Below are 25472 nucleotides of genomic sequence, written 5' to 3'. Positions count from 1 at the left end.
GGGGGTCACCAGCCCAGCAGTGCGAACGGGTCGTGGTCATCACTGGTGGGGGTTACGTCGGGTGGGTCGGGGCGGGTCAGGCCGGTGGGCGCTGAGACCCAGGTGTGGCGGATCCGGCGGGTGGTGAAGCGGCGGTCGCGCGGGTCGAAGGACAGGGGGGCATCGTTGAGGATTTCCTCGCCGTCGGGGTCATCGAGGGTGGCGGACAGGTCGATGTGTTCGGGGCGGTGTTTGACGCGCCGTGCGTAGGCTTCGCGGGTCCGTTCGCTGGCCTGCCATGGCTCGTTGCGGAGGACGTCTTCCAGAGTTCCGTTGCGTATGGCGAGGAAGATCGGCTGGGTCGGTACGCAGGAGCGGCGCCCGAGAGCGAGGGGGAATGCCGGCCGGGTGACGGCGGTGGCGAGTGTGCCGATGAGGTCGTGTGGCCCGGCGATGGCGGCGAGGAAGATCGCGTCTTGGAGGTAGAAGCGCTGGGTGACGTGGGTGCGCTTGGCCGGGGAGGTCGGTTTTTGGATGCCTTTGGCTGATACACCGGCCTGTGGGAGTGGGCGGCCGCGGTAGTCGCTGACGGTGTGGTAGTCCCGCAGCAGGGTTCCGGGTTGGTCGACGCGGACGCCGAGCTGCAGGTCCAGGAGGTCATCCAGTGGTTGTTCGCGGGGGCGGCCGGCGGCTGCGGCGAGCAGGCCGATGACGCCGGATTTGGTGGGTTCGGGTCGGGTGTCGCGGCGGTTGAAGCTGCTGCGGTCGCCCCAGGACTGCAGTGCCCCGGCCAGCCGCAGCACCAGGACCGGCTGCCTGTCGCTGATGGTGGTCTTGGCGTTCATGTCAGTCCTGCGTGGTGGTCTGGGTGAGGTGGGCGTGTAGTCCGGTCAGCAGTTCGGGGAACGTCTTGGTGGGCCCGAATGCGTCGGTGAGTTCTTTGCCGCTGGTGGTGTCGGGTTCGAAGGTGTGACAGGCGGCGATGTGTGCGGGGGTGTCGCCCCATTGGCGGGTGGCGCGGGTGTATTCGCGGGCGAGGCGGGAAGCGGAGGCCGCGGCGATGCCTTCGTGGGGTGGGACGGGGTTTTCGAAGGCGGAGATGAGGTTGACGGGCTGGTCGTGGCGGACGACGACGGCGACCAGGCTGGGGCGGGTGCGGTGGGCGAAGGAGTTGGCGTGGCCGGTGGGGACTGAGCGGGCGAAGGAGTCGATGAAGGTGGTGACGGCGTCGATCGCGGCGTCGGCTTCGCCGAGGTTGTCGGTGAGCTGGTGGAGGCCGACGGTGGCGTACCTGTAGAGGGTGGCGGAGTTGAACCCGACGGTGCCGATCATGCCGGCGCCGGTTTCGTCTTTTTCGTTTTCATCGTCGACGGCGGTGTAGTAGTCGAACTCCAGCTCCACGGCGTGGGTGGACAGGGCATGGGCGACCTGGGTGGCGGCGTCGACGTTGAGGGCGGGGATATCGGCGACCATCCGGCCGAAGAGCGCGACGTCGATGGGGTGTCCGGTCTGGAACGTTTCCTTGACGGGCAGGTCTTTGACCGCCGTGGTCAGGGCGTCATCGCTCAGTTCGGCGAGCTCGGCCGCCTGGTCCTCGACCAGGTCGACAATGGCCTCCAGTTGGCGTCGACCGAAGAACAGCAGGTAGGCGGTGTCGCCTGCCTTCTTCCCGGCCTTGATCTCCAGCCGTCCCAGAAGTGCGCCGGCGATCCGGGCGGCCTGCTCGATGGTCAGGCCGGTGCGGGCGGCCAGGCGTTTGGTGAGTTCGGCGGCGATGCGTTTGGTGCGGGTGGCGAGGTCTTCTTCCGGCAGGTGTTCGGTGAATGCCTTGCGGGTGGCGCGTTTCCAGGCTTGGGAGGAGACCCGGGCGCGGCGGACGCCGCCGAAGTAGGCCTCTTTGGGGTTGCCCTGGTCGTCGCGGTTGAGGTTCGCGGGTGGGACGGTCTGCAGGATATGAACGTCGATGTAGGTGCGTGGGCTCATGGTCGTCTCCTTCGATCGGTGCACGGGGGGCGTGGGTCAGACGGAGGGGGTGTCGGGGTCGGGTTGTGGTTGGGCCCAGGCGTGGTAGCCCAGGCCCCAGCCGCGGCGGACGATCTGGCGGGAGGGGGCACGGTGCCAACGGTGAATGTCGGCCATCAGGGCGTCGTAGTCCAGCGGCTGGTTGACGACGCGCAGCTGGGTGACCAGCCCGCGTAGGCGCATCAGCAAGGCGGGGACGCTGGTGGCGGCCACGGCGGCGGCGACGCGGGCGTCCACGGCTTCTTCGCTGAACTTGCCGCTGTGGCGCAGCGCCCGCAGGGCCTTGCCGAGGCCGACGTCCCGGCGGTGCATCGGATTGTCCTGGCCTTGTTGGTGCAGCCCGTATAGGGCCAGGGCCGCGTGCTCGGCCTCCTGTTCCTCGCTGACCTGACCCTTGCGGGCGAGCCGGTCATCGACCGGGCAGGTGTAGAACGGCCACAGTTGCGGGACGGTCACGGCATCTCGGCCGAGCCCGGCGCGCAGCGCGGCCAGGTCTTCACCCGGCGGGCGCATCGCCCTTCCGGTCCGGGGGTCTTTGCGCCATCGGCCGCCGTGGTCGACGTACTGGTTCCAGTAGCGGGGCTTGGTCTGTTCGGGCATAGCGGGGTCCTCATCCTCCGGATGTCAGGTCGGCCGCCTGAGGTCGGTTGACTTCGGTGCGGTTTTCGGCGGCTCTGGGCAGGATCTGGTTGAGCCGGCGGCGGAAGTCACGCTCGGCCGAGCCGAGGCTGTAGGTGACGGTCTTGCCGCCTTGTTTGACCTCGCGGCCGATGAAGGCGCTCGCCGGCACGGCGGAGAACAGTCGCTCGGCGACCTGTCGCGTTTCGCGGTAGGCCGCCTTCTCCCAGGCAAGTTGCCCACGCTGGAGTACCACGACGTCATCTCCCGCGCGGCGTACGCCGGCCAGCAGGCGGCGGATCAGCGGGTCCAGGGCATGCAGGACCAGTTCGCCGGGCCGCTGCCCCTTGTCCCACGGAATCGGATCCGCTCCGTTAGCCCGACGCAGGTCAGCGGACAGGCCGTTGACGGCACGCGCCAGGTTCTCGGCTTGCTGGCTCGCCTCTAGCAGAAGGAGGTAGGCGTCACTGTCGGTGTGGAGTGCGGCGACCGGGAGCGGGATCGCGTCGTGCAGGACGTCTTCGATGACCGCGGACTGGGTCCCGTACGCGATCCCGAACGTTTCGAGCTGCAGCGGGTAGTCCCCGGTGATCGCCCCGTGTTCTTGAAGGTCGGCGATCTGGATGAGCAGGCGGCTTGTCTGGTAGGCGTCCTCATCCTGCGGTGGTGGTTCGAGGGTGAGCAGGGCGTCCAAGCCCCGCCAGATCGCTTTGCCCGGGACGTGGCGGCGGGGGCGGCGGACCGTGCCGGTGCGGCGTGCCTTGGGGTAGGTCCAGGCGGTGTGCCACTCCAGGTCCTCAAATCCGGCGAGACGATCCCCTGCGGCGACCAGGACACGACTGACGCGCATTCCCTCCGGCGTTTCTTCCGGGAAGAGCCGGATGCGGCGGGCCTGCCAGGTCCACAGGTCCAGCAGACCGTCCGGGGCGCGCATCTGCCAGGTCGGGCCGGTCGGGGGGCGTTCCCAGTGCGCGCTCCCTGCGATGGCCGCTGCCCCGATCGGGGTGTTCAGCAGGAGCGTCTCGTACAGGGTGCGCCCGACCGGGGTAACCACACCGAGCTGCCCCAACGGGCCGGTCGGGTTTCCGACGGTCTTGCCGGACTTGACCTGCGGGTCACCAACTACCCCGGTCTTGATCGCGGCGGTATCCCAGCAGTGGGTGTGAACCAGCCAGCGCGCGGCTTGGGCGGGGGTGAGCGGGAGCGGGTCGCCTTCGGTGCGCGAGGCGAACAACGGCACGTTGTTGCCCTGTGCTGCGGTGGCCACGATCAGCGCAGTGCCTTTGGTCTCCCCCTTGGCCGAACGCAGGTCGGCGACTTGAGCGAAGGGCGTCTGCGAATGGAACAGGTCGAAGCGTTCCTGGCGTTCGTCGAGGTAGCGGTGGACCTGGTCGCGTTCGGCGTCGGTGAACCGGCCGGCGGTGAACCGTCGGTCCCACTGTTTGTGGTCGGCGGGGAGCCCGAGGGCGCCCGCCAAGACCGGTAGCAGCACCTGCCGCAAAATCGCGGGCTTATGCGTCGGCAACTCCACGATGAGGTCGTCGATCTCATCAGAGCGCCAGAGCACCTCGATGAGGCTGAGGAGTTCGCGTTCTCCTCCGTGAAGGCGCACCCAGAGCCAGGGCTCGTGGATGAGACTGAAGCTGGGCATACAACACCTCAAGTAGCTCTTCTTAGGCGACGACTTAGCTGGAGGTTCGGTGAGTAGAGTCTCAAACCAGCGCCGTGTTCGCCCGGGAAATGCTCTGATTCCTTCGGCCCCGCATGTGGCCGGTGACGGCCACTTCTGCCGGGGATGGCCCGTAGCTGTTCTTCGGCGGCTATCGGTTGCGTTTTGGCGAGCAGTGATCGGCCCCGCACCAGCGGGGAGGACAGGGCCCGCGTGGTCACCGCCACGCGGGCCCGCCCGTTTACGGTGAGGCGTCGACGACCAACCCGAGTTCATTGTCGTAACGCACCGTGTGACCGCCGATCACCGCACCGCCGGACTCATCGAGAACCAGCGCACGGCTGTAGCGGAGCCACGGATCGTCGCGCCAGCCCTCCAGCGGCCTCAGATCAGCCTCCGCTGCAGCGGTCAGTTTCGATGGCAACCGCACGGTGGCGGCCAAGACCTCCTCGACCAGGTCCGCCGACGCATCCCCGTTAACGCCGAGCGACCGGCCTTTCAACGTCGAAAAGCCGGAGGCATTCCGGCGTACCAGAATGACCTCGATGCTGGGCTCCCCGTCACGGACCAGAGCCTGGAACTGCTCTTCCTGCAGGCTCGCCGGTGAACCGCCGTAATGCAGGCCATCCAGCGTCGTGTTCGCATGCTCACCGATGCGGGTGAGCAAGAATGGCGCCGCGCGTTCCGCACGCAGTCGTCGAGTGTCGGCCCACTCCTGGTAGGCGGTGTGCTCGATGTCGGCCCACCGGGCCGGCACCACCGGCTGCTCGTCGGCGTACACCCGCCGGACCAGGTCCGGTACCTGGCCGGGAACCGACCATTCCTCGGCGGCTGCGGTCAGCACCAAAGCGGCCGTCCGCAGCAGAAGGTAGGAGCCGTAAATTCCCTTACTGGCCGGCAGGATCTCCGGAGGATCGCTTCGGCGCGGGTTGAATCCGGTGACGATGACCTGAGGGCTCTTCAGAAGAGCCGGCCGTACGGTGTCGCGGTGGCGGTGCAGACGACCGATGCGCTGCAGCAGCAGATCGATCGGCGCCAAGTCGGTGACCAGCAAATCTGCATCCACGTCGAAGGACTGCTCAGCCAGTTGCGTCGCCACCACGATCAACCGGCCTGGGCGCGGCGGACGGTCCCGTCCCGGCGGACCGAGCAACCTCAAACATTCCTCGGTGCGCTCAGCCCGATGCTCGGCATGAAGCCGGCCATGCAGCAACCGCACGTCATCCCCGAACCGTGCGCGCAGAGCGGTGTAGGTGTCCTGGGCTCGCTGCACGGTGTTACGGATCACCAAGACACACCCGCCGTCCCGCAGCCGGTCCTCCAGCAAACCGGTCACCGCCCGATCGCCCGCCGACACCGCTGAAACCCCGTCCCTCCCGGTGACCGGCCTGCCAGCCGATGGTTCAGGAAGGACCTGGATGCGCACGTCCAGGTCTTTGCGCCAGGAGGTGGTGTGTTCCACCAGGAACTGCGGGCCGTCCGCGCCCATCCAGGCCGCGGTCACATTCGGATACCCGGTCGGCTCCGGCAGACCCGAGACATCGGCCTCCTCGAGCGATGCCGCACCAGCCAGGTAGGCGGCCACAAAATCACGCCGCTGCGCCGGTGAAAGGGTGGCCGACAACAGCACGACCGGGACCCCGGCCTGACCGAGCCATCGCAGCCCTTCCATCAGGAACTGCGACATGTAGACATCGGCCGCATGCACCTCATCGAGCACCACGACCTTGCCGGCCAGGCCGGCCATCCGAAGCATCACATGCCGAGTCCGGGTGGCGGCGAACAGCAACTGATCGATGGTGCCGACCACGAACGGGCTCAACAACCCCCGCATCCGGCCCAAGAACCATTCCGCCGGGACCTTCCGTTCCTCACAACAGCCCGGCTCACCCCACCAGTCCTCGGCCTCCAGGCCGTACTCGTCTTCTTGAACCCCGCCGTGGTGACCAGCCGGATCCTCACCCGCCGCCGCAAGCAGCTCACGCCACTCACTGTTGAACCGGCGCTTGCCATGCAGCAGCGCCACCTGGCTCCCCAGCCCTGGACTAACCTTCGCCACCCAGTCACGAACCTTGGTGAACATCGGATCGCTCGTCGCCTGGGTCGGCATCCCGACGAACAATCCGTCCGCACCGAACCTGGCCGCCAGCACCTCCACCACCGCCAGCGCCGTGTTCGTCTTCCCCTCCCCCATCGGCGCCTCCAGGACCACCAGCCCCGGCGCGCCCATCCGCCGGGCCACCTCCAACGCCTGCACCTGCGACGGGCGCGGCTCACACCCGAAACGCTTACCGAACAACCCTGCGCCCGGAGACGCGAGCGTCCCCCAGCCCCCGCGCAGGCCCAACTGCTCCCACGCCGCGACCGCACGCTCCCGCGCGGCCGGCATGCTCACCTTCTCCAGCTCATCCACGCCGACGAAGAACCGCTCATCGCTGGCGATCCAATCCGCCATCACCACGAACCCACTCAGCTGCAGCTGAGCCGCGCGACTCGGGATGATCTTCGGCCGCACCCGCGCCAGATCAGCGAAACCGAGTTCCTTGGTGAACACCGTCACCAACGCGGACTGCGCCTGCGTCCATGCCTGACCCTTGCCCTGAAGGTGCCCCCGCGTCCGATCCCGGAGCTGTCCCAGCGACGGGAAAGCACCATGGTGGCCCGCCACCAGCGGCCACACCCACCCGATCTGATCCTCATCCCAACCCGCCTGGGCGAGCGCCCAGCGGATCAGCTCACCACCCGCCTTGTCATGCCGCCGGCGAGCCTTCCCAACGACATACCGATCCCAGGTCAGTCCGGCCCGCCAGACCGCATCGGCCGCATCCTCATCCACATGCTGAAACGCCGGCGTCGCTTTCCCGCAGTCATGCACCCCGCACAACCACGCGAAGAACCGCCGGCCCAACCCCGGACCACCGGCGACCTCGTCTAGCATCCGCTTCACCGACACCGCCAGATACCGATCCCAGATCAGCTCCGCGACCGCCGCCGTATCCAGCAGATGCGCCAACAGCAGATTCTTCGTTCCCCCGGCCCGCCGCGCCGACTTCCCCCACAACACACCTAACTGCCGCTCCGTATCCGGCCCCAGCCCGTACACCACACACCCCCGCTACCATCCGGCTAGCCTCGATCACCAACAGCACGCACCCTAGACACCCCCACCGACAAAACACCTCCACCACCGACCCACTCGCCTCCAGGCCGAGGATGAAGAACCGTCCGCCAGCAGACCGATCCGCGACTCATCAACCGAACAAGAACAACTCCCCTTTCCGCCAAACCACCAGGTGAGAAAGTGTCGGCCCCGCGCTCGCGGGGATGGTTCTATGGAGGAGTGAGTGGGGAACACGCACAAACGGTCGGCCCCGCGCTCGCGGGGATGGTTCCCGCTCCTCGGACCCGTGGACTTGGACGGGCCGGTCGGCCCCGCGCTCGCGGGGATGGTTCCCGCGCGAACCTACTCCGCAAGGCTATTGCTGTGTCGGCCCCGCGCTCGCGGGGATGGTTCCAGCTCACCGGCGCGTTCGACGTCTGGCAGCGCGTCGGCCCCGCGCTCGCGGGGATGGTTCCGGCCTGGCCACCGTCCGCCCTATCTCAGCGGGGTCGGCCCCGCGCTCGCGGGGATGGTTCCCATTTCGCCGAGTCCATTCGGCGGGCCCTCGGGTCGGCCCGCGCTCGCGGGGATGGTTCCTTCCAGATGCAGCAGCTGAAGGAGGTTGTGGAGTCGGCCCCGCGCTCGCGGGGATGGTTCCGTCATCCGCGTCCGCGTCATCGGCGGATCCGAGTCGGCCCCGCGCTCGCGGGGATGGTTCCAGCGCGCGGATCACCTTGTAGCCGCCGTACGCGTCGGCCCCGCGCTCGCGGGGATGGTTCCCCAGCATCGATCACGCTGTTCGCGAGGTCCTCGTCGGCCCCGCGCTCGCGGGGATGGTTCTCGCTGCGCCAGCGCGTGGGCTCTTAGCGACGAGTCGGCCCCGCGCTCGCGGGGATGGTTCCTTGGCGTTGTCGGTGAACTCCTGCTTGTTGCGGTCGGCCCCGCGCTCGCGGGGATGGTTCCGAGACGTTCCCGAACGTCGCCCGCAGCAGCTCGTCGGCCCCGCGCTCGCGGGGATGGTTCTTCGGCCGGCATCCGTACGGCCGGGCCGCAGGAGTCGGCCCCGCGCTCGCGGGGATGGTTCCTCGCGTACCCGCAGCGGAACGCCGACGTGTCCGTCGGCCCCGCGCTCGCGGGGATGGTTCCTGGTTCGGGCGGCGTTCGGGCAGGTCAGTTTCGTCGGCCCCGCGCTCGCGGGGATGGTTCCGGGGGTGGGGCGGGTGCCGTGGTCGAGGCCTGGTCGGCCCCGCGCTCGCGGGGATGGTTCCTGCCCGCGCTGCGCCGAGACGGGCCACGTCACGTCGGCCCCGCGCTCGCGGGGATGGTTCGCCGCAACTCTGGTACACGTCCTCGGCGCCGGAGTCGGCCCCGCGCTCGCGGGGATGGTTCGTGGCTCGGGTTCTCTAAGGACTTCAAGGTGAAGTCGGCCCCGCGCTCGCGGGGATGGTTCGCCGCGGCGGTGCATGTCCTGGTCGCGGCTCTCGTCGGCCCCGCGCTCGCGGGGATGGTTCCGCGGCACCCGCCGCCGACAGCGCCGGCTTCTTGTCGGCCCCGCGCTCGCGGGGATGGTTCCTTGTTCATCGTCATGTGGTCCGACCAGGGCTAGGGCGTGTCCGGTAGATCTTGGTGTTTGGCTGAGGTCGATCTTGTGGCGGGCTTTGATGGTGGTCATGGTGCGGCGACATGAGTTAACCGATGTGGCCTGGCAGCGGATCGAGCCGTTGCTGCCTGCTCAGCCGGTGCGGGGTGGGCAGTGGCTGGATCATCGGACCGTGTTGAACGGGATGTTGTGGAAGCTGGCCACTGGAGCGCCCTGGCGGGATCTGCCTGAGCGGTATGGGAACTGGAAGACCGTCTATGAGCGGTACCGGCGGTGGGCCGCCGACGGCACGTTCGATCGGATACTGGCTCATCTGCAGGTTCACGATGATGCGGTGGGCCGGCTGAATTGGACCGTCAGCATCGACTCCACCATCGTGCGGGCCCATCAGCATGCCACCGGCGCCCGCAAAAAGGGGACGATGCGGGGACGAACCGGTCATGTCAGGCGCTCGGGCGGTCCCGAGGCGGGCTGACCACCAAGGTCCACCTGGCGGTGGACGGGCGTGGCCTGCCGCTGTCGTTCGTGATCACGCCGGGCAACGTCAACGACTGCACCCGTCTGGTCCAGGTCCTCGAATCCATCCGCATCGCTCGTCCCGGGCCCGGCCGAGGCCGGCCCCGCACACGCCCTGCACACCTGATCGCCGACAAGGGCTATTCAACCGGCAAGATCCGCACCTACCTGCGCAAGCGCCGGATCACTCACACCATCCCCGAACGATCTGACCAACTCGCCGCCCGCACCCGGCGCGGGCACCGCCGCTGCGGCTTCGACCCGAGCCTCTACCGGCTGCGTAACGTCGTCGAACGCTGCTTCAACCGCCTCAAGCAATGGCGTGGCACCGCCACCCGATACGACAAGCTCGCCCGTCACTACCGGGCGGCGATCACCCTGGTCTCCGCCCTGCTGTGGATCACCACGTGATCCACCGGACAGACCCTAGTCGGCCCCGCGCTCGCGGGGATGGTTCTGGCTCGTGATCGTAGGGAACGATCGCGTAATCGTCGGCCCCGCGCTCGCGGGGATGGTTCTGCGATCAGCGTCCGGCCGTCCCGGGCGATCCCGTCGGCCCCGCGCTCGCGGGGATGGTTCCGCGTCCGTACAGTCGACGACCTCCGCCCACGTGTCGGCCCCCGCGCTCGCGGGGATGGTTCGTCGTTCGAAGAGTCCGGCCAAGCGAACGGCAGGTCGGCCCCGCGCTCGCGGGGATGGTTCGCAGAAGCAGAACGCCGGCCAGCCGCTGGTCAACGTCGGCCCCGCGCTCGCGGGGATGGTTCCGCGTAGCCGCCCCACTTGTTGAGCAAGTAGAGGTCGGCCCCGCGCTCGCGGGGATGGTTCCCACAGCGCGGCCTCGGTGGCCAGCGCGATCAGGTCGGCCCCGCGCTCGCGGGGATGGTTCTGGCACGAGCAGGCCGAGCCTGGGCGTCCACTGGTCGGCCCCGCGCTCGCGGGGATGGTTCCATCATCTTCAAGCTGGTCGACTCCAACGGCTCGTCGGCCCCGCGCCCGCGGGGATGGTTCCTCGTCCGCCCGGGTCACGTCGTAGTACAGCCGGTCGGCCCTGCGCCCGCGGGGATGGTTCCGTGGCGTGGGAGGTCCCTGGAGGGAGCGCCCAGTCGGCCCCGCGCCCGCGGGGATGGTTCCCCGTCGCCGACGCTCGACCTGGCCGCCGTGTGATCGGTCCCGCGCTCGCGGGGATGGTTCCACCGTGGCGTCGCCGTCCTCGCCCAGGAGCCGGTCGGCCCCGCGCTCGCGGGGATCGTTCGCGAGGAGCCCGGCATGTAGCTCACCACGCACCGTCGGCCCCGCGCTCGCGGGGATGGTTCTGGCCAGTACGCGTACGGGTCGCGCCGCAGGATGTCGGTCCCGCGCCCGCGGGGATGGTTCCGTGGACAGGTGGACACGGCCGGACCCGTTGTCGCCGGCCCCGCGCCCGCGGGGATGGTTCCCTCACCACGGGCCTGTACCTGGCGTGTGACCTGTCGGCCCCGCGCCCGCGGGGACGGTTCCTTACCGACTTCGATGACGCGGTCTCGTACGTCGTCGGCCCCGCGCCCGCTGGGGATGGTTCCCTCCGCGAGGGCGAGATTCGCGGTGAGCTCCAGTTGGCTCCGCGCCCGCAGGGATGGTTCAGCCGGGCTGCGAGGCGGCCGTACCGGCAGTGGGTCGGCCTCGCGCCTGCGGGGTGCTTCCTGGTACCACTTACCCTGTAGTGGCGAAGCTTGTCGACCCGGTTTCTGCGGGGACGTGTGCTGTCCGGGCTGATTGACGCGCCGACTCCGCTGGACGTGACCGCCGCCGTCGGCCCCGCGCCTGCGGGGATGCTTCCTTCACCGGTGTAGTTTTCCTGCGACACGCCGTGTCGGCCCCGCCCCTGCGGGGATGCTTCCGACTGGTACGCGGTCGCCGACCCGAGCATGGTGTTGGCCCGCGCCCGCGGGGATGGTTCCGGGCTGGTCGGCTCGTACCGGAACGTCGAGGCGTCGGCCCCGCGCCCGCGGAGATGGTTCCCTGAACGGCACCGCGCTGTACCCGACCCTGACGTCGGCCCCGCGTCAGCGGGAATGGTCCCCGGATGGACGGCCGCCAGCACGGTCTACACCGGTCGGCCCCGCATCCGCGGAGATGGCTCCGTGTACGGCTGGCTCAGGTTGTTGTTCCATTGGTCAGCCCACGCCCGCCTGCGGGGATAATTATGGTCTATTCCCTTCATGGCGCCGAGGATGATCGTCGGTCCCGCGCCTGCGCGGATGGTTCTAGGACGTTGAGGGGGGTTGTCATGGTCGGCCCTGCGGCTCCCAATTCCTCAAGACCGCGCACGGTCAGGCAGCGTCGGCCACGCGCCCACGGGAATGGTTCCTCTGTGGCTCTGCCGGGGGTCGGCGCCGGCGCGTCGACCCGCGCCTGCGGGGATGGTTCATGGGCGCACTGAGCCAGTCAGATGGTCGTCGCCGCATCCGGGGATGGCTCCGAGGTCTCAGACGGCGCAGATGCTGTGCGTCGTTACCGGACGAGCCCGCGGATGGTTTCTCCGCCCAGCAGCGGCTTGTCGTCGGGACCCTTGATGTAGGGGCCGCGGTAGATCACCTTGTGACGTTTCAGGCTCGGGTACCACTGGCGGACTTTATGCATCCGTACCACCCAGCGGTGCTGCCAGTCCCTCCCAGGCGACTCCTGGTTACCGCGTTTGTCGGTGCGCCGCAGTTGCACGACCCGCACCTCGGGGGGCACGCCGACCCGTTCAGCCTGCCTCTGCGCGGTCGGGCCGGTCTGGACCTGGTCGACGGCGGCAATGCGCTGCTCGCACAGTCGCCAGAACGCGTACAAGAAGCGCAGGGCGAAGCTGTCGTCGACGTCGTCGATCTGGCCGCCAGGGGTGTATTCGCCGATCACCCGGTCCTCGTTCAGGCCGTGCGTGGCGGTGGCTTCGTGTTCAGCTTCCCCAGTTTCGCGTACCAATTCGCTGAAGCTATGGAGCGCTTCGAGTTGCTCGGTAGTGGCGTGGTGGCGGAACGGGACACATCGGATGGCGTCCAGCAGCAGCGGCGGCAGCGGTGTTCCCACGGCGCGGGCCTGGGCGGCGAGTTGGAGGAAGGAATCGGGGCGGACCGGGCCGTGGGTGTCGTTGTAGACCGATACCCGCGCTGCCGGCCGGTCTTCCAGTCGGGTCATGTCCTTGGAGGGCTGCTGGATTTGTGAGGGAGTGTGCCAGGTGATGGCCCGCGTGTCGCCCAAGGCGCCGCCGACGGTCTTCACGATGATCGGGTGCGGGAGCATGACCAGACCGGACATGCTCGGCAGATCGTCCTCCTCCAGCAGTTCCAGGTCCTGCCTGTCGAGCGTCTGGGCGGCTGCGACCACGACATCGCACATCTGTGGGGTCAGGACGTACAGGTCGGCACTGGCCAGGTAACGGGCTTCGTCTCTGACCACCATGTCGGCCGCCCGCCCCAGATCTGTTGGGAACGGTGGCCGGTACCCGATCCCGCCGAACACGAGTGCTGTTGCGGCGCGCCGGTCACCGGCGTGGGCGGCGTGTAGCTCGCATGCATGCTGCAGCCTGTCGAGCTGGAGCAGCCGTGCGATCGGAGCGGTTCTCAGATGCTCTACGGTTGCGATTCTCGCCTTGCGGGCTTCCAGGGCGCCGCCGGTCAGCGTCCACTCCCTGCCCGGCGTCTTGTTGGTGCCCGTCGCGGTCGACTTGCCCGCTTTGCGTTCCGCCCGTGCGCGCCGCCCACTCATACGCTCAGGATGCCCGCTGCCACTGACACGCCCGGCTGCCTGAACCGGCCGGAACTGGACGCCTTCCCACCCGCCGAGATATCGAGAAGGCCTGCAGAATAATTCCGAACGAAATTTGGCGGAGTAAGTCAGACCGACCTGGTCGAACGCCGTGCGTCGGCCCCGCGCCTACGGGGATGGTTCCCTTTGACGCGATCTCGGGATGGATTTCGACAGGTCGGCCCTGTGCCTGGGGGATGGTTCCACGGCTTTGATGACGCGGTACCCGCCGTACGCGTCGGCCCCGCGCCCGCGGGGATGGTCCCCGCGCCTCGTCCCCGGGCACGGGCTTCATCTGGTCGGCCCCGCGCCTGCGGGAATGGGCCCAGCCGGCAGTCGGGGTAGTCGGCCCCGCGCCCCCGGGGATGGTTCCCTCGTCGTGATGTCCGGTCCGCGCCTGTTCCCGTCGGCCCCGCGCCTGCGGGGATAGTTCACCCGCCTACTGGCAATCCCAGCCGTCGTCCCAGGCGGCCCTACGCCTGCGGGGATGATTCCATGCGCACCGTCTATCAGTGGATTATGGAGCGGTCAGCCCCGCGCCCGCGGGGATGGTTCTTGAGCCTGCCCCTTGCCCGGCTCGGCCCGCGAGTCGGCCCCGCGCTTGCGGGGATGGTCCCTACGCCTACACCGTGGTCGACCGGATCCGGGAGTCGGCCCCGCACCCGCGGTGGATGGTCCGATAGGCGATCAGACGTCTGATCGATCCGCAGTGTGTCGGCCCCGCCCGCGGGGATGGTTCCGCCCGCCCCGGCCAGTCCGGACAGTGTGCGCACTCGGCCCCGCGCCCGCGGGGATGCTTCTCCACGTCACCACGGCGCGCCATGACCAACATCGTCGGGTCCCGTGCCTGCGGGGATGGTTCTGGCATCACCGACGACGGGAGTCGCTCTACAAGGACAGCGGGCACTACAGCTACAGGCCAGCGACAACACGCTCGCGGCGGAATCGCTCCCGTAGCCCCTTGGCATCCACACCGTGGAGAAGCGATCCCGACAAGATCGCGACAAACGAGCAAACATGGAGCCGACATCGGCCCGAAACGATCACCTTGATGGCCGAACGCGGCAAGAAACCGCAGGTCAACGGCCAGATGAGTGGTAGGGCGCCTGGGACTCGAACCCAGAACCTATGGATTAAAAGTCCACAGCTCTGCCAAAATGGCGATACCGGGCCGTGTTCCGCACTGCCGGTACGTGCCGGTTGGTCCGCGTTCGCCCTCCCACCTCCGGCGGATCAGCCGAGGCCGTACCGGGTGCTGCCGGACCGTGCCGCGACATCCGAGCAAACGACGAGCAAACAGCGTCGCGCTTGGACCGCGCGTCCCCTGGCTCGTCTGCCCCGACAGGCCGACACTCACGCCGGCTCTTTGCATCGTCTACGCGCTGCTCACGCGTCCGACGTGGACAGGGAGATGACCGAAGCACTGTACGCGGCAGATGAGTGCGTTCGGTCTTCTGGTCCTGACCTGTCCGGGTGGCTCGTCGGCTTAAGAGCATCGGATGTTCGTCGCTCCCGGGCTGGACGGGCCGTTGGCCGTGAAGCCGATCGTCATTGACGCGTTGGGTGCGAGGGTGGGCGATTGACTCGGTGCCTTGGCCGTCCACGTGGTGGCGTTCGCGGTGACGGTCGCGTTCCACCCACTGCCGAGAGTCACGCCGGACGGCATGGTCCAGGTGACGGTCCAATTGTTCCAGGCCGACGTGCCCGAGTTGGTGACCGTCAGCGCCGCCTGGAAGCCGCCCTGCCAGACGTTGGTCAGGGCGTAGGTCGTTGCGCACGAGACTCCCGTCGGCGGGCTCGACGTGCCGGGCGACGTGGGCGGTGTGGCGGTCGGTGTACTGTCCACCGGCGGGATCAGGGACGGCCCGATGATGTTCATCTTGTTCTGGTTCGCCGTGACCCAGTCGTCCTGGACGATTCCGCCGGTGTCGCCGGAGTCGGGGTTCCAGGACCAGTACGTGAACGACATGCCGTTCGTACCCGAGCCCATATAGGTCATCAGCTTGGCCATCCACTGCGTGTCCAGCGGATTGGCCAGCGTGCTGCCGAACTCGCCGACCAGGATCGGCGCGGTGTTGTTCTTGAACAGGTAGCCCCAGAAGTGGTCCCAGACGTCCGGCAGGTTGTTCGGGAAGTTCGCGTCTTTGAACCACGGCTGCCGATCGTAGACCGAGATGCCATAGTCGTGCGCCGAGTACACGAGCCGGTTGGCCACGCTCAGCTGTACCGGGAACTGGGCCGCGGCTGCGAGGTTGCCGCCCCACCAGTCGCATTCCATCGGGTCATCGGGGACGTTGTCCCACTGGTTCGGCGTACCGCCTGATGGGCAGCTGACTCCCTCGACAAAGATCAGCCAGTTCGAGTTGGCCTGGAGCACCGCGTTGCCGATGCGCTGCGCGGCCAGCCGCCAGTCGCGGGCGGTGTCGCCGCAGCCCCAACAGGCGCCGGTGCCGTTCGGTTCGGTGCCCTCGGCGTGTGGCTCGTTGAACAGATCGGCGCCGATGACGGTCGGGTTGTTCGCGTAGTGCTGGGCCAGCATCTGCCAGTCGGAGATCTCGCTGGCCTCGGAGACGCTCGAGGTGTACCACAGGGCGGTCTGGCCGGCCGCCGACGGGCGGTGCCGGTCAAGGATGATGCGCATCCCCTTCTGCCCGGCGTAGGCGACGACCTTGTCGAGGATCTGCAGCGGGCTCAACCCGATCAGGTCCGGATTGCTGTCGGTGTTGATGCTGGTCGCCTGCGCCCCAGAGCGCAGCGAGTCGCCGGTGAACGGCACCCGGATCGTGTTGAAGCCGAGTTGTGCCATGTGGTCGATCTGCATACGCCAGGTGGCGTTCCGGCCGGCCCACAGCCCGTGGAAGGTGTGGTTGTCGGTCTCCATGCCGAACCAGTTCAGGCCGGTCAGCCGTACGGTCGCGCCGGCACTGTCGACGATCTTGTTGCCGCTGGTGTGCAGATAGCCGGTGCCGGTACCCGCCGCCGCGGCCGGGGTCGCGGAGACGGTGAGGGCCACGAGCGCGGCGGCTGCGGCCGTCAAGACCGAGGCGGCCGCGGCGAGCGCGCCCCGACCACGCCTACTGTGCGATCGACCCCGCCCGTCCCTGCTGGGAAGCCGCCAACGGGAGCGACGTGCGACGTCCATGGGGAATCCCTTCGCAGCCCGAACTCTCACCACCGTGGGCAGGAGCGGCGTCATTGTTCGATTTTCGATCCGATGCCGTCAACGACGAGCCCACTCCCAGTCGGTGACCTGCGGCGACAGATGAAAGCTTTCACTACGGCGGCGGAGCTCACTCCAACGATCGGATCGACCATCATCGCGCACCCGCCCCCGGACGGCCCTGCGGCGGGCGCTCATGCAGAGGCGTGATGCCGGTGACCGGCGGGCGAGCCCTGCCCCTGCTGGTTCTGCTCCCCTGCGGATTGCTGCAGTCGGCCGTCCCCGACGGCGAACCGGCGTGGGTCCTGAGACGGTCCGAGTTGAGCGTCGGCTACAGACCACAGTCGTGCGGGGTAGGTTGCCCGGTGCGGCCGGCCTCCAGCAGTGCGATGGCGTCTGTCATCGCGTTGGGCTGAACCTGAGCGATGGGAGAGAACGGGCGGTCGAGGACAGCGAGGGAAGCGACTTCGACGGTCACCAGCACGGCCACTGCAGCGAACACTATGCGCCTGATGATCTTTGGTTGCGATTGAGAGTCGCCGACCAGCAAGAAAATCAGCAGGCCGCTACTGAGGAGCACGACAGCCCACAGGATTGCCGGTATTCGGGGTTGGGCCAGGAACAGGAGCTGCTGGCGCGCCTTGCCCGCGTCGCTCAGGTCCGTGCTGACCTGTTGAGATGCGGCCTGGGTTGCAGGTGAGTCCTTCGGAAGCGTGGTCCTGAGGTTACGCAGGCGGTCACCCCGCACGACCGTGTCGGGCGCCTCCTGAGTGCTCCCCCGCTCTTGCGCCTTCCAGTCACGCTCGGCGACCGACCACATATAACAGATGACCTCGCGACGCGCCGCTGTGCGCACCTGCGGCGGAAATACGCCTAGGTCGTCGTACACCGCCACCAGGCTCGCCGGCTCGGACTGGGCCTGAGAACGGGCGTCAGAGTAGTGGTTGGTCGCGAATACCTGGAGCGTGGTGAGCAGGAACCCGAACAAGAACCCGACGAACAGGACGACGTTGGTGAACTGCCCGGACATGGCCGCCCCGCGCCGCTTGAGCCACCACGCCACAAGCCATCCGAGCGCGATGAAGCCCCAAAGAATGAGGACGTATATCAGGATGGTGAGCATGGTCAGGCCGGCGGGATGCTCTGCTCGTACTGGAAGACGTTGTCAGGGTCGTACTTGGCCTTGATCTCGCGCAAACGGGGGTAATGGTCACCCCAGTAGGCGGTCTCCCAACCGACCATGCCCGGGTTCGGCACGTTGACGTACGCGCCGTTGACGTATGGTCGCAGCGCCTGGCTGAACTCGGCGACCCAGGCCTGTGCCCTGGGCGTGATCGCGTCGCCACTCCAGCCCGCGCCCGGCTCGGCGTAGAAGAGCGCGTCGCGGTGCGCGAACGCGGAGCCCCCCGGCGGCGCCTTCTTAACCGCGCCGCCGAGGCTCGAGCAGAAGTAATCGCTCACCTCCGAGGGCGCGTTCTTCATGAACTTGCCGACGATATCGATCGCCTCCGCCGGGTACGGTTCGGTGACGAACTGCGAGAAGAACTTCCAGTTCTTTGCTTTCTCAACCGCACTCTTCGACGGCGGTTGGAGCCGGGCAAAGGTGTCGGCCCAGCTCCCGGCCTGGATGGAGACGTCGGGCTTGCCCACCGACAGCACCGGCGCTAGCAACTCCTTGACCTCGGCCGGCGACCCCGATTGCAGCACCGCCAAGAGGTCGATTCCGTCCGGACCGATGTCGAGCACGCTGCTGAGGCGCGAGTCGGTCGCCGGGGCCTGCCGCTGCCACGCGTCGAAGACACCCCGCAGGTCCTCGAAGCCATTCCACCGCGCCTCGAGCAAGCTGACCTGCTTGAGCGGGTGCATCCTGTAGGTGAAGGAGGTCACGATTCCGAAGTTGCCGTTGCCGGCGCCCCGCAGGGCCCACAGCAGGTCCGAGTTGTTGTGCTCGTCGGCCATGATCGCCTTGGCGCCGTCGTCGCCCGAGGGGACGACAACCTCGGCCGCCATCAAGTTGTCGCAGGCCATGCCAAAGTTGCGGGTGAGGAAGCCCAAGCCGCCGCCGAGCGTCGCACCAGCGAGCCCGACGGTCGCCTCCCCTCCGGTCGCCACGGCAAAGCCCTCCTCGCCGAGCGCCGTCACGGCCTCACCCTGGGTGAGGCCTGCCCCGACGGTCACAGTACGAGACGCCGGGTCGAGCCGAGCGGACTTCATCTCACTGACGTCGATGACGATCCCATCGGACACATTCGACCAGCCCGCGAGGCTGTGGCGGCCGCTGCGCGCCCGCAGCGCGACGTCGTTCTGGCGTGCCCAGGTGATCGCGTTGACGACGTCCTCCGTCGTGTTGGCGAAGACGATCACCAACGGATAGGAACGGTAGAGCCCGTCCCAGTCGGTGCGAGCCTTGGTGTAGGCAGGGCTGTCGGGGTGGATGACCCGGCCGGTGAGCTGAGCCGGCAGGCTCTTGCCCGTGGTCATGAGCGGCACGTTCCTGTCACCGCAGTCAGACGGCTACCGCTCGTCAATGCGTGACGACGCTTGCGCCTCAGGGCTGGGGCTCGTGCGCCTCGCGGTTGAACACAAGCCGGCCAGGAGGAACAGCCTTCCCGCGAGGGACCGGGAGTCCCGTTCACCTGCTGTCGATAACCCCCAGGCTCGACCGAACCCTCGGCGCCCCCGGCTGGTTTCGTCACCGCAACCCCCCCATCTCCCGATGTGCATTTCCCATAACAGGGGGGCCTAAATGATGCTCGTGTATGCGCAAGACATTGTCAAGGGGGCGCCGACCGACGCTCCGAGCGGGACGTTAGAGACATTCCGCGCGAAACCCATGGACAATTACGAAAGTGGTCTGTCCGGGTGATCTACTTCTAACCTCGAGCCCATGAAGGCGTAGGCGCGGTACTGCGTGGTAGTGGGATGCGTCGCTGGGTGAACTTGGAGTCTGTGGTCCATGTGCTAGTCGAACAGAAACGAGTCGGACAGCTAGATATCAAGGACGCTGTTAGAAGAGTCGTTGCCTCAGTATCTACCGGCAGGCTGCACGATGTCCGGGCCGCCGGTGTGCGGCGTCGGCACGTATCACCAACCGGACCGCGGTCTCCTTGCCGATGCCACTGGTCGCGCCGGTCACCAGGCAAGTCTTGCCTGACATCGTCGTCACGCAGCCTCCAGACAGGCGCCTCCATTGCAGGATGCCCAAAGCATCCACGCACCATGTCGCTCGTGCAACGGCTACGTACGCACAACGCACTCCTCTCGGCAACGAGCGTGTACGTCGGATGTCGCCGACTCATCGCGGCATGAGCGGGTGTCTGGGTCCTGTTCGGTATCCGCGCTGGTCACGATCTTCCGTGTCGACAGTCACATCACCCGGCAGCGACACGTCGCGGCAAGCTGAGCCGCGTACCGCCACATGCTGCTGTTTCACTCGCCCAGAAGGTTGCCGTCTTACTGCGGGAGTGCCACGCTTCGCCGATGAGTCCGATGAGGTTGATCGAAACCACGCCCGGTGAGTTCACATTGTTGCTGGACGCTGGGACGACGCAAGTAGATGGACTCGTTGAGCAGCTCGGTCACGAGCCGAACGGGTACTTCTGGGAAGGCGTCGCGCAATTCCTCGTGGACACGGAGGCCCCGACGCTCGCAGGGCGATTCTCGTATGACCCGGAAGGGGGTATGTTCTGCGCGTACGGTGAGGACCGAACCGCACTCCAAGAGCTGGCCGCGCTGATGAGCGCCGTCGCCGCAGATGGTGATCGCATGCGGAAGCTCATCGCCTCAGCCGAGGCCGGCGGCTTCGAGTTCGATGATTGATACGAGCACAAGTATTTGGCTCACGCTCGGCCGACAACCAGATTCGGGTTACCGAGATGGCTACCGGCGAGCAGACCTGACAGCGTCGCTCCTCGGTTCGGCAGTGCTCAGCCCGGCCACGCTACCCGCGGCAGAAGCGGATGGCCGGAGTGGCGCCCATACTTAGGTAATGACCAACAAGAGCGATGACCTTCCCGTGCTGGTCATCGACGGAGCAGACTTCTCCGACTTCGACGGCTTTGCCCACGAGTTCTCGCGGCTGCTCTGCAACTACAGGTGGCGTGGAAATCTGGATGCCTTCAACGACCTGCTCCGAGGCGGGTTCGGGACGCCCGAGAACGGATGGGTGCTGAGGTGGCTCAACTCTGAATCGTCGCGGGCCGCGCTCGGCTACGAGGCGACAACTCGACGGCTGGAGCGGCTTCTCCTCACCTGCCATCCGTCGAACCGTTCGAAGATCGAGGCCAGGATCAGCAGCGCGCGGCGCAGCGAGGGTCCGACCCTGTTCGACGAGATCGTCGAAATCATCCGCGACCACGGCCCAGGTGGTAACGGGTCCGAAGACGGCGTCCTCCTAGAGTTGGTCTAGTTACTGCGACGGGTCCCACGGTCACACACGGATCGCCGACTTCCGGCCAGCGGCATGAGCGGGCGTGCGGCAATATCGCCTGCCAGTGGGATACCGGTGGGAAGCGATCGGCCGCTGGCCACTGCACTCGCGTGGATCGCGCGTGTCCGCGTGTGGATGACACAGGTGGTCGCGGGGCGGATGGCACCTCTTGAGGGCGGCCGATTCTCCGGTCTGGTTGATCAGCCCGCCCCAGCGCTCGCTATGTTTGGAATGCTTCCCTATTTCTATTTTAGGTGTCCATCCGAACAGGCAGTGGGAATTTCTCGCATTTGATCGTTTTGTCGACATCATATTGAGATACAGTCCGCTGGCTCTTGGATCCCGGTGGTTCTTCCGGGGCATGGGAAGGGGACTGCACAACGCCGACTTCCTACCGAGATCGCTAACCGGTGTCGGTGTTCAAGTGTGGTCCAAAGCCAGTCCTTACTCATCGTCGACGGTGAAAGTTCATTGTGATGGTCGTTTTCCAGCACAGATTGGACAGCCAGTAGGGGAAGAAGGGCTTGTGCGGCTGTATGGCGGGGCACTCCAAAGGTGATCAGCTATTACAGTGCACCGCCACCACACAGGTCTTCGACCCCCGGAGGGGATTCGGTCAGGTGAGCGCCCTGTCCGGTCGACGTCTACTTGCTGAGCCAGTTCGGGGTGAGTAACTGCGAGAACCCTGCCCTTGCGAACGGCCGTCTCGACGCGGGCAGCCCCCATCCGCTGCCGTCCACACGTGCGACAAGTGGACCTCCTTACCGCGTCGGCCACTCGTGCAATGCGTTCCTCACAGCAGTTCGGGCAGGTCCACCGGCATCTGTCTCCGCTGGTGGCGTAGAGTTGCTGAGGTCCGACACCCGGATTAGTGAGGTTGGCGACGAACAGGCGAGCCACGTCGGGGTACATCGTCGCCAAACACTCGGCTTCATCGGGGGTCGCTTTCTTACGGCCTCGTTTCCGTACCGCGCAGCGTGGGCACCCTGTGCCGCCACTTGTCCGGGCTGCCGGCCGGGTGACCCATTCGTTCCCACATTGGGCGCAGCGCCAGTTGCATCGGTCGTTACTGCCCGGCACCATCAGTGCAGGAGTCAATCCCGGGCGGTCTAGATTCGTAGTGAACTCAAGTGCAATGGCTGGGTGCGCCGAGGCCAACGACGGCGATGGCAGCGAACCGACGACAGCCAGCCAGGCTAGGGCTGCTGCGGCGAGAGCGGATTTCGCGTCGGCGTCGGTTAGCGACCGCACGGCCACACCGTCTTCGGCGAGGTACTTGCCGAGCGCAGCGAACCATCGTCGCGGGTCAGTGCCGTCATCGTCGACTTGTATAGTCTCCGCCGGCAGCGCTGGCAGGCGTCGAGGACGCATCCGAACGAAGTTTCGATTCGCCAGTCTCTTGGCCTTCACTGTGTCCCTACGCAGGTCGCGTTGGGTCCCGTGCCAGCGGATTGGATCCAGATCAACCAATAGATCGCACTCTGGCAGGTAGAGATCCACCCGAACAGTACCGCCTCTAGCACCCGGACATTGCACTGGGTGGTCGTAGACAACCAAAAGGCCGGTGGCCGCAGAAAGCAAGTAGCCCACCTCGAGTTCGAATCGGCTGCGCCGCTGCGCAGCGCTACACTGCGGACAGCCGCTTCCCTGCTTATAGCGCTGCCCGACGCTGCATTCCCATCGATGTCCGAGCATGCATTGCCACTCAACTCGATCAGTGCTGCAGGAAGGCGTGGTCTCCGCCGTCCGTGCAGGGTCGGTTAGATTTCGGCGAAACTCGCGCGTCAAGGAAGGCAATGCAACGCTCAACGGGGTCATCAGTTTCCGGCCAACCTGACGATTAGCGCATTGGGGACAACCAGAGCCAAGACGGGCCCGGTTGGCGATCGAAGCCTCCCACCGGTGAGCACAAGCCCTGCATTCCCAGCGGCAACGATCATTGCTTCCGAAGGTCACGTGCCAAAGGTCGCGCCCGGTTGTGATGTTCGCGCGAAATTCCTCCACGAGGTCAGGGTGGGAAGAGGCGACGCTAGCAGTAGGCACTCTTGCATTGCGCGTGCACTGGCGGCAACCGTTATCGACCGCCCGCGAGACCCGAGTGCGCCATCGGCGCTGACATGTGATGCACTCCCACTCGCACACGTCTCGCGAGCGGTAGCTTGTGGTCGCTACTGTGCGATAGGGATGGGATTGGTTCGCGATCATCCGCAGGCCGAGGTCGTCGATGATCTCGGCCAGCTTAGGCTGCTGGCGCCCTACACAATGTGGGCAGCCACTTCCACACACGGCGACACGGTACGCGCTGGCCGTCCAGGCTCCGAAACAGGATAGGCATTGCCATCTAAACCGATCGGCTACGCCGGCGCTGACCTGCATACCTCGTTCAGGTCGGGTGAGATTGGCGATAGGCCGAATCGACCGATCCGTCAATACCGATTGCAGCGGGGGATGGTGCCGTCGCACGTATTCCGACTCCTTCGCTCCGGCGTTAACGAGGATGGATGTCGGAAGCATGCCAGGAGGCAGTGACAAAAAGAGCTCGCCCTCCCTCCGGGAGCCCTGGAGCACGACTTGCGGACCAACCCCTGCGTGGCTCGGCGATGGCCGAGATTCCCACGCCCTTTGTCACACAGCGCGTGCACAGGCGTCGCGTTCCCGACGCTTACAAGTAGTGGCACTCAGGCCCGCACCTGCTGCGGGACGGGCCCGTATCCGGCGACATCGAACAGCGCCACTGACGCCGAGGGCTAGTGCTCGCCGTCTGGCCCGACGTCCGCCACAGCTCAGGATCGGCGAGGCAGGCGTGGGGCGCCGCAACGCACGTCTCGACCGCCTCGCGCAAATTCCTCGTGACGTGGAACTTTTCTGTTCTCCCAAGTCCGCGCGCACCTCCACGCCCCGTGTCGATCTTGGGCTGGTGGGCGCGCTTCAACTGGGGAGGCGGCTTCCGCTACCCGTAGCTCATACCCGGTCACACACGACTGCGCGTAGGTAAGTCTGCCCGTCCCGGGTGGAGCGGCGGCAGCTGCGTTGTGCCTGACGGCGCCTTGGCTGTAGTCGGGCGCGCGGGTCAGTACACCGCGCACTCCCAGGGCTCAAGGTCTGCTTCTCCAGGAGGGAGTTCTCCCATGCAGTATCGGTAAGCCACATGGCGGCGCGGCGCTCAGCGTACTTCTCGTTGATGGGGGTTCCCCTCGTCGTCAAGCTCCAAGACGTTAGCGAAGATGGCGAAGCACGTCTCCATCTGGGAAGGCGAGTCCTTCAGCTCGTCCCAGTAGCTGATCCCTTCCAGGATCGGATGACCGACTGAGCCACGGGCGACCCATCCAGCAAAGCGACGAATCGCCCCCGATGTGCCATGGCTGAGACGGGAGGACATGCGTGGGACCTACCCTGCGGTCTTGGGCGTGGGCATCCTCAATTCGGCAGACGAGCGTGTTCGCCGGGTCAGGTCCCGGAGGCCATATAGGCGGCGAGGATGTAGTTGGGATGGCGGTCGAGGTTGTTGCGTGCTCGGTCATAACGCATCGTCGTGCGCGGGTCGGCATGCCGGGCGGCGATCTGTACATCTCGGAGATCGACACCGGCGTCCAGCATCGTGGTGACGAACGTGTGACGCAGCATGTGTGGATGCAGTCTCGGCATTTTTATGACCGCGGCCTCGGCGAGCCGGCAAAGCCGGCGGGTCGCCGCATGCCGGTCCATCCGCGCTCCGCGGCCGTTGAGCAGGATCGGCCCGCTCATCCGGTCCGCGATGGCACGGTCGATCGCACGCCCGACCGCCGGCGGCAGCGGCACGAGGGTGACCCGGTCCCCTTTGCCCAGCACGCGCAGAACGCGGTGGCCGTGTTCTTCGCCGAGGTCGGCGATGTCACTGCCGGTCGCCTCGAAAACCCGCAACCCCAGTAGGCCGAGCATGGCGACCAGCGCGAAGTCGTAGATGTTCGGTGACTGTCGCGCGGCGGTCAGCAGCGCTTCGAACTGCAGATGCGACAGGCCCAGCGTCGGCGAGTCCGCCGGTACATGCGGACGGCGGACGTGGTCGGCGGGCGAGTGCTCCAACAGCCCGTCGATCACGCACGTGTGGTAAAACCCGGCGACCACGGACAGCCGACGCGAGACAGTGGACGGACGGAACCGGCGCATCTCCTGAGACCAGCGCACGTACAACTCGACGTGGGCCCTTCGGGCCTCCAACGGGTTCAGGTCGTGGTCGGCACACCAGCTCAGGTAGATCCGAAGGTCGGACTCAGTGTGCATCCGTGAGGTGCCCTTGTAGCGGGCCAGGTAGGCCGCAGCGGCCAACCGCAGCGGCCCAGCGGACGTGACGCCGGCCACTTCCGGCGTCTGTTCCTGGAAACGAGTCATACACCGACGCTGCGCCCCGGTACCCCGCCGTGGGGTTGCGTCCAGGGACGTGGTGTACGAGTTTCCGCTGATCAGAGGCGTGGCGTCGTGAACTGAGACGGCCATCGCGTGATCCTTCGAGATGCGAAGTCAAGATCGAAGGAGACCGACGCGATGGCCGTCAGTGACAGTGTGGACCCCGCGGGCTGGTTCGCCGAGCAGATCGGGGCGTGTGAGCCGGATCTGCTGCGGAATATGGTCAAG

14 protein-coding genes and 2 CRISPR repeat arrays are annotated in these 25472 nt (G+C 67.0%); of the genes, 3 read left to right on the top strand and 11 right to left on the bottom strand.

All coding sequences use genetic code 11. The features are described from left to right. Positions 1-5: 5 nt before the first annotated feature. The 5 genes from cas5e to cas3 form a co-directional block, all read right to left on the bottom strand. A complete protein-coding gene (gene cas5e / locus AB0L00_RS27890) occupies positions 6-824 on the bottom strand; it encodes a type I-E CRISPR-associated protein Cas5/CasD (RefSeq protein ID WP_364440055.1) in 819 nt (272 codons plus the stop codon). Position 825: 1 nt separating this feature from the next. Beyond that, the gene (gene cas7e / locus AB0L00_RS27885) at positions 826-1962 is read right to left on the bottom strand and encodes a type I-E CRISPR-associated protein Cas7/Cse4/CasC (RefSeq protein WP_364440054.1); all 1137 of its coding nucleotides are present in this window, start codon (positions 1960-1962) and stop codon (positions 826-828) included. A gap of 36 nt (positions 1963-1998) precedes the next feature. Beyond that, a complete protein-coding gene (casB, locus tag AB0L00_RS27880) occupies positions 1999-2601 on the bottom strand; it encodes a type I-E CRISPR-associated protein Cse2/CasB (RefSeq protein ID WP_364440053.1) in 603 nt (200 codons plus the stop codon). Positions 2602-2611: 10 nt separating this feature from the next. Then, a complete protein-coding gene (casA, locus tag AB0L00_RS27875) occupies positions 2612-4270 on the bottom strand; it encodes a type I-E CRISPR-associated protein Cse1/CasA (protein ID WP_364440052.1) in 1659 nt (552 codons plus the stop codon). Positions 4271-4529: 259 nt separating this feature from the next. Next, positions 4530-7394 carry a CRISPR-associated helicase Cas3' gene (gene cas3, locus AB0L00_RS27870; protein ID WP_364440051.1) on the bottom strand — a complete coding sequence of 955 codons (2865 nt, stop codon included), beginning with the start codon at positions 7392-7394 and terminating at the stop codon, positions 4530-4532. 197 nt (positions 7395-7591) lie between these two features. Continuing rightward, a CRISPR array of direct repeats spans positions 7592-8960; the repeat unit is 28 nt; unit sequence GTCGGCCCCGCGCTCGCGGGGATGGTTC. Between the two features lie 101 nt (positions 8961-9061). On the opposite strand from cas3, the gene AB0L00_RS27865 reads away from it, so the two are divergent. Further along, a protein-coding gene (locus AB0L00_RS27865; protein ID WP_364440205.1) for an IS5 family transposase occupies positions 9062-9915 on the top strand; the annotation gives its coding sequence in 2 pieces (ribosomal slippage) (positions 9062-9415 and positions 9418-9915; 852 coding nt in all). An 18-nt stretch (positions 9916-9933) separates the two neighbouring features. Continuing rightward, positions 9934-11178: direct repeats of the CRISPR family, unit length 27 nt; unit sequence TCGGCCCCGCGCTCGCGGGGATGGTTC. Between the two features lie 816 nt (positions 11179-11994). Here AB0L00_RS27865 and AB0L00_RS27860 read toward each other — a convergent pair. The 4 genes from AB0L00_RS27860 to AB0L00_RS27845 all read right to left on the bottom strand — a co-directional run bounded on the left by AB0L00_RS27860 (position 11995) and on the right by AB0L00_RS27845 (position 18913). Continuing rightward, positions 11995-13233 (bottom strand): hypothetical protein, encoded by a 1239-nt coding sequence (locus tag AB0L00_RS27860; protein ID WP_364440050.1) that lies wholly within the window; start codon positions 13231-13233, stop codon positions 11995-11997. Between the two features lie 1525 nt (positions 13234-14758). Next, positions 14759-16309 carry a cellulase family glycosylhydrolase gene (locus tag AB0L00_RS27855; RefSeq protein ID WP_364440049.1) on the bottom strand — a complete coding sequence of 517 codons (1551 nt, stop codon included), beginning with the start codon at positions 16307-16309 and terminating at the stop codon, positions 14759-14761. Positions 16310-16763: 454 nt separating this feature from the next. Next, positions 16764-17555, bottom strand: coding sequence for a hypothetical protein (locus AB0L00_RS27850; RefSeq protein ID WP_364440048.1), 792 nt, complete (start codon positions 17553-17555; stop codon positions 16764-16766). A 2-nt stretch (positions 17556-17557) separates the two neighbouring features. Further along, a complete protein-coding gene (locus tag AB0L00_RS27845) occupies positions 17558-18913 on the bottom strand; it encodes an FAD-binding oxidoreductase (RefSeq protein WP_364440047.1) in 1356 nt (451 codons plus the stop codon). A 1008-nt stretch (positions 18914-19921) separates the two neighbouring features. On the opposite strand from AB0L00_RS27845, the gene AB0L00_RS27840 reads away from it, so the two are divergent. Then, complete coding sequence (locus AB0L00_RS27840) at positions 19922-20251, top strand: immunity 51 family protein (RefSeq protein ID WP_364440046.1); 330 nt, start codon at positions 19922-19924, stop codon at positions 20249-20251. 169 nt (positions 20252-20420) lie between these two features. After that, positions 20421-20840 carry a hypothetical protein gene (locus AB0L00_RS27835; protein WP_364440045.1) on the top strand — a complete coding sequence of 140 codons (420 nt, stop codon included), beginning with the start codon at positions 20421-20423 and terminating at the stop codon, positions 20838-20840. Between the two features lie 489 nt (positions 20841-21329). Here the strand turns inward: AB0L00_RS27835 and AB0L00_RS27830 are convergent, their stop codons facing one another. Further along, entirely contained in the window at positions 21330-23066 is a 1737-nt protein-coding gene (locus AB0L00_RS27830; RefSeq protein WP_364440204.1) for a zinc-ribbon domain-containing protein, read from the bottom strand. A 1242-nt stretch (positions 23067-24308) separates the two neighbouring features. Then, entirely contained in the window at positions 24309-25229 is a 921-nt protein-coding gene (locus AB0L00_RS27825) for a tyrosine-type recombinase/integrase (RefSeq protein WP_364440044.1), read from the bottom strand. Positions 25230-25472 lie beyond the last annotated feature (243 nt).

Source organism: Actinoallomurus sp. NPDC052308 (assembly GCF_040679195.1).
GTDB lineage: Bacteria > Actinomycetota > Actinomycetes > Streptosporangiales > Streptosporangiaceae > Actinoallomurus > Actinoallomurus liliacearum.
Note: the sequence above shows the minus strand (reverse complement) of the source record. Positions and strands in the feature narration are given on the sequence as shown.

What these genes read in the sequence shown, in the direction of transcription:
- cas5e (WP_364440055.1), bottom strand. Translation starts at nt 824, where the DNA reads ATGAACGCCAAGACCACCATCAGCGACAGGCAGCCGGTCCTGGTGCTG.
- cas7e (WP_364440054.1), bottom strand. Translation starts at nt 1,962, where the DNA reads ATGAGCCCACGCACCTACATCGACGTTCATATCCTGCAGACCGTCCCA.
- casB (WP_364440053.1), bottom strand. Translation starts at nt 2,601, where the DNA reads ATGCCCGAACAGACCAAGCCCCGCTACTGGAACCAGTACGTCGACCAC.
- casA (WP_364440052.1), bottom strand. Translation starts at nt 4,270, where the DNA reads ATGCCCAGCTTCAGTCTCATCCACGAGCCCTGGCTCTGGGTGCGCCTT.
- AB0L00_RS27860 (WP_364440050.1), bottom strand. Translation starts at nt 13,233, where the DNA reads ATGAGTGGGCGGCGCGCACGGGCGGAACGCAAAGCGGGCAAGTCGACC.
- AB0L00_RS27850 (WP_364440048.1), bottom strand. Translation starts at nt 17,555, where the DNA reads ATGCTCACCATCCTGATATACGTCCTCATTCTTTGGGGCTTCATCGCG.
- AB0L00_RS27845 (WP_364440047.1), bottom strand. Translation starts at nt 18,913, where the DNA reads ATGACCACGGGCAAGAGCCTGCCGGCTCAGCTCACCGGCCGGGTCATC.
- AB0L00_RS27840 (WP_364440046.1), top strand. Translation starts at nt 19,922, where the DNA reads ATGAGGTTGATCGAAACCACGCCCGGTGAGTTCACATTGTTGCTGGAC.
- AB0L00_RS27835 (WP_364440045.1), top strand. Translation starts at nt 20,421, where the DNA reads ATGACCAACAAGAGCGATGACCTTCCCGTGCTGGTCATCGACGGAGCA.
- AB0L00_RS27830 (WP_364440204.1), bottom strand. Translation starts at nt 23,066, where the DNA reads ATGATCGCGAACCAATCCCATCCCTATCGCACAGTAGCGACCACAAGC.
- AB0L00_RS27825 (WP_364440044.1), bottom strand. Translation starts at nt 25,229, where the DNA reads ATGACTCGTTTCCAGGAACAGACGCCGGAAGTGGCCGGCGTCACGTCC.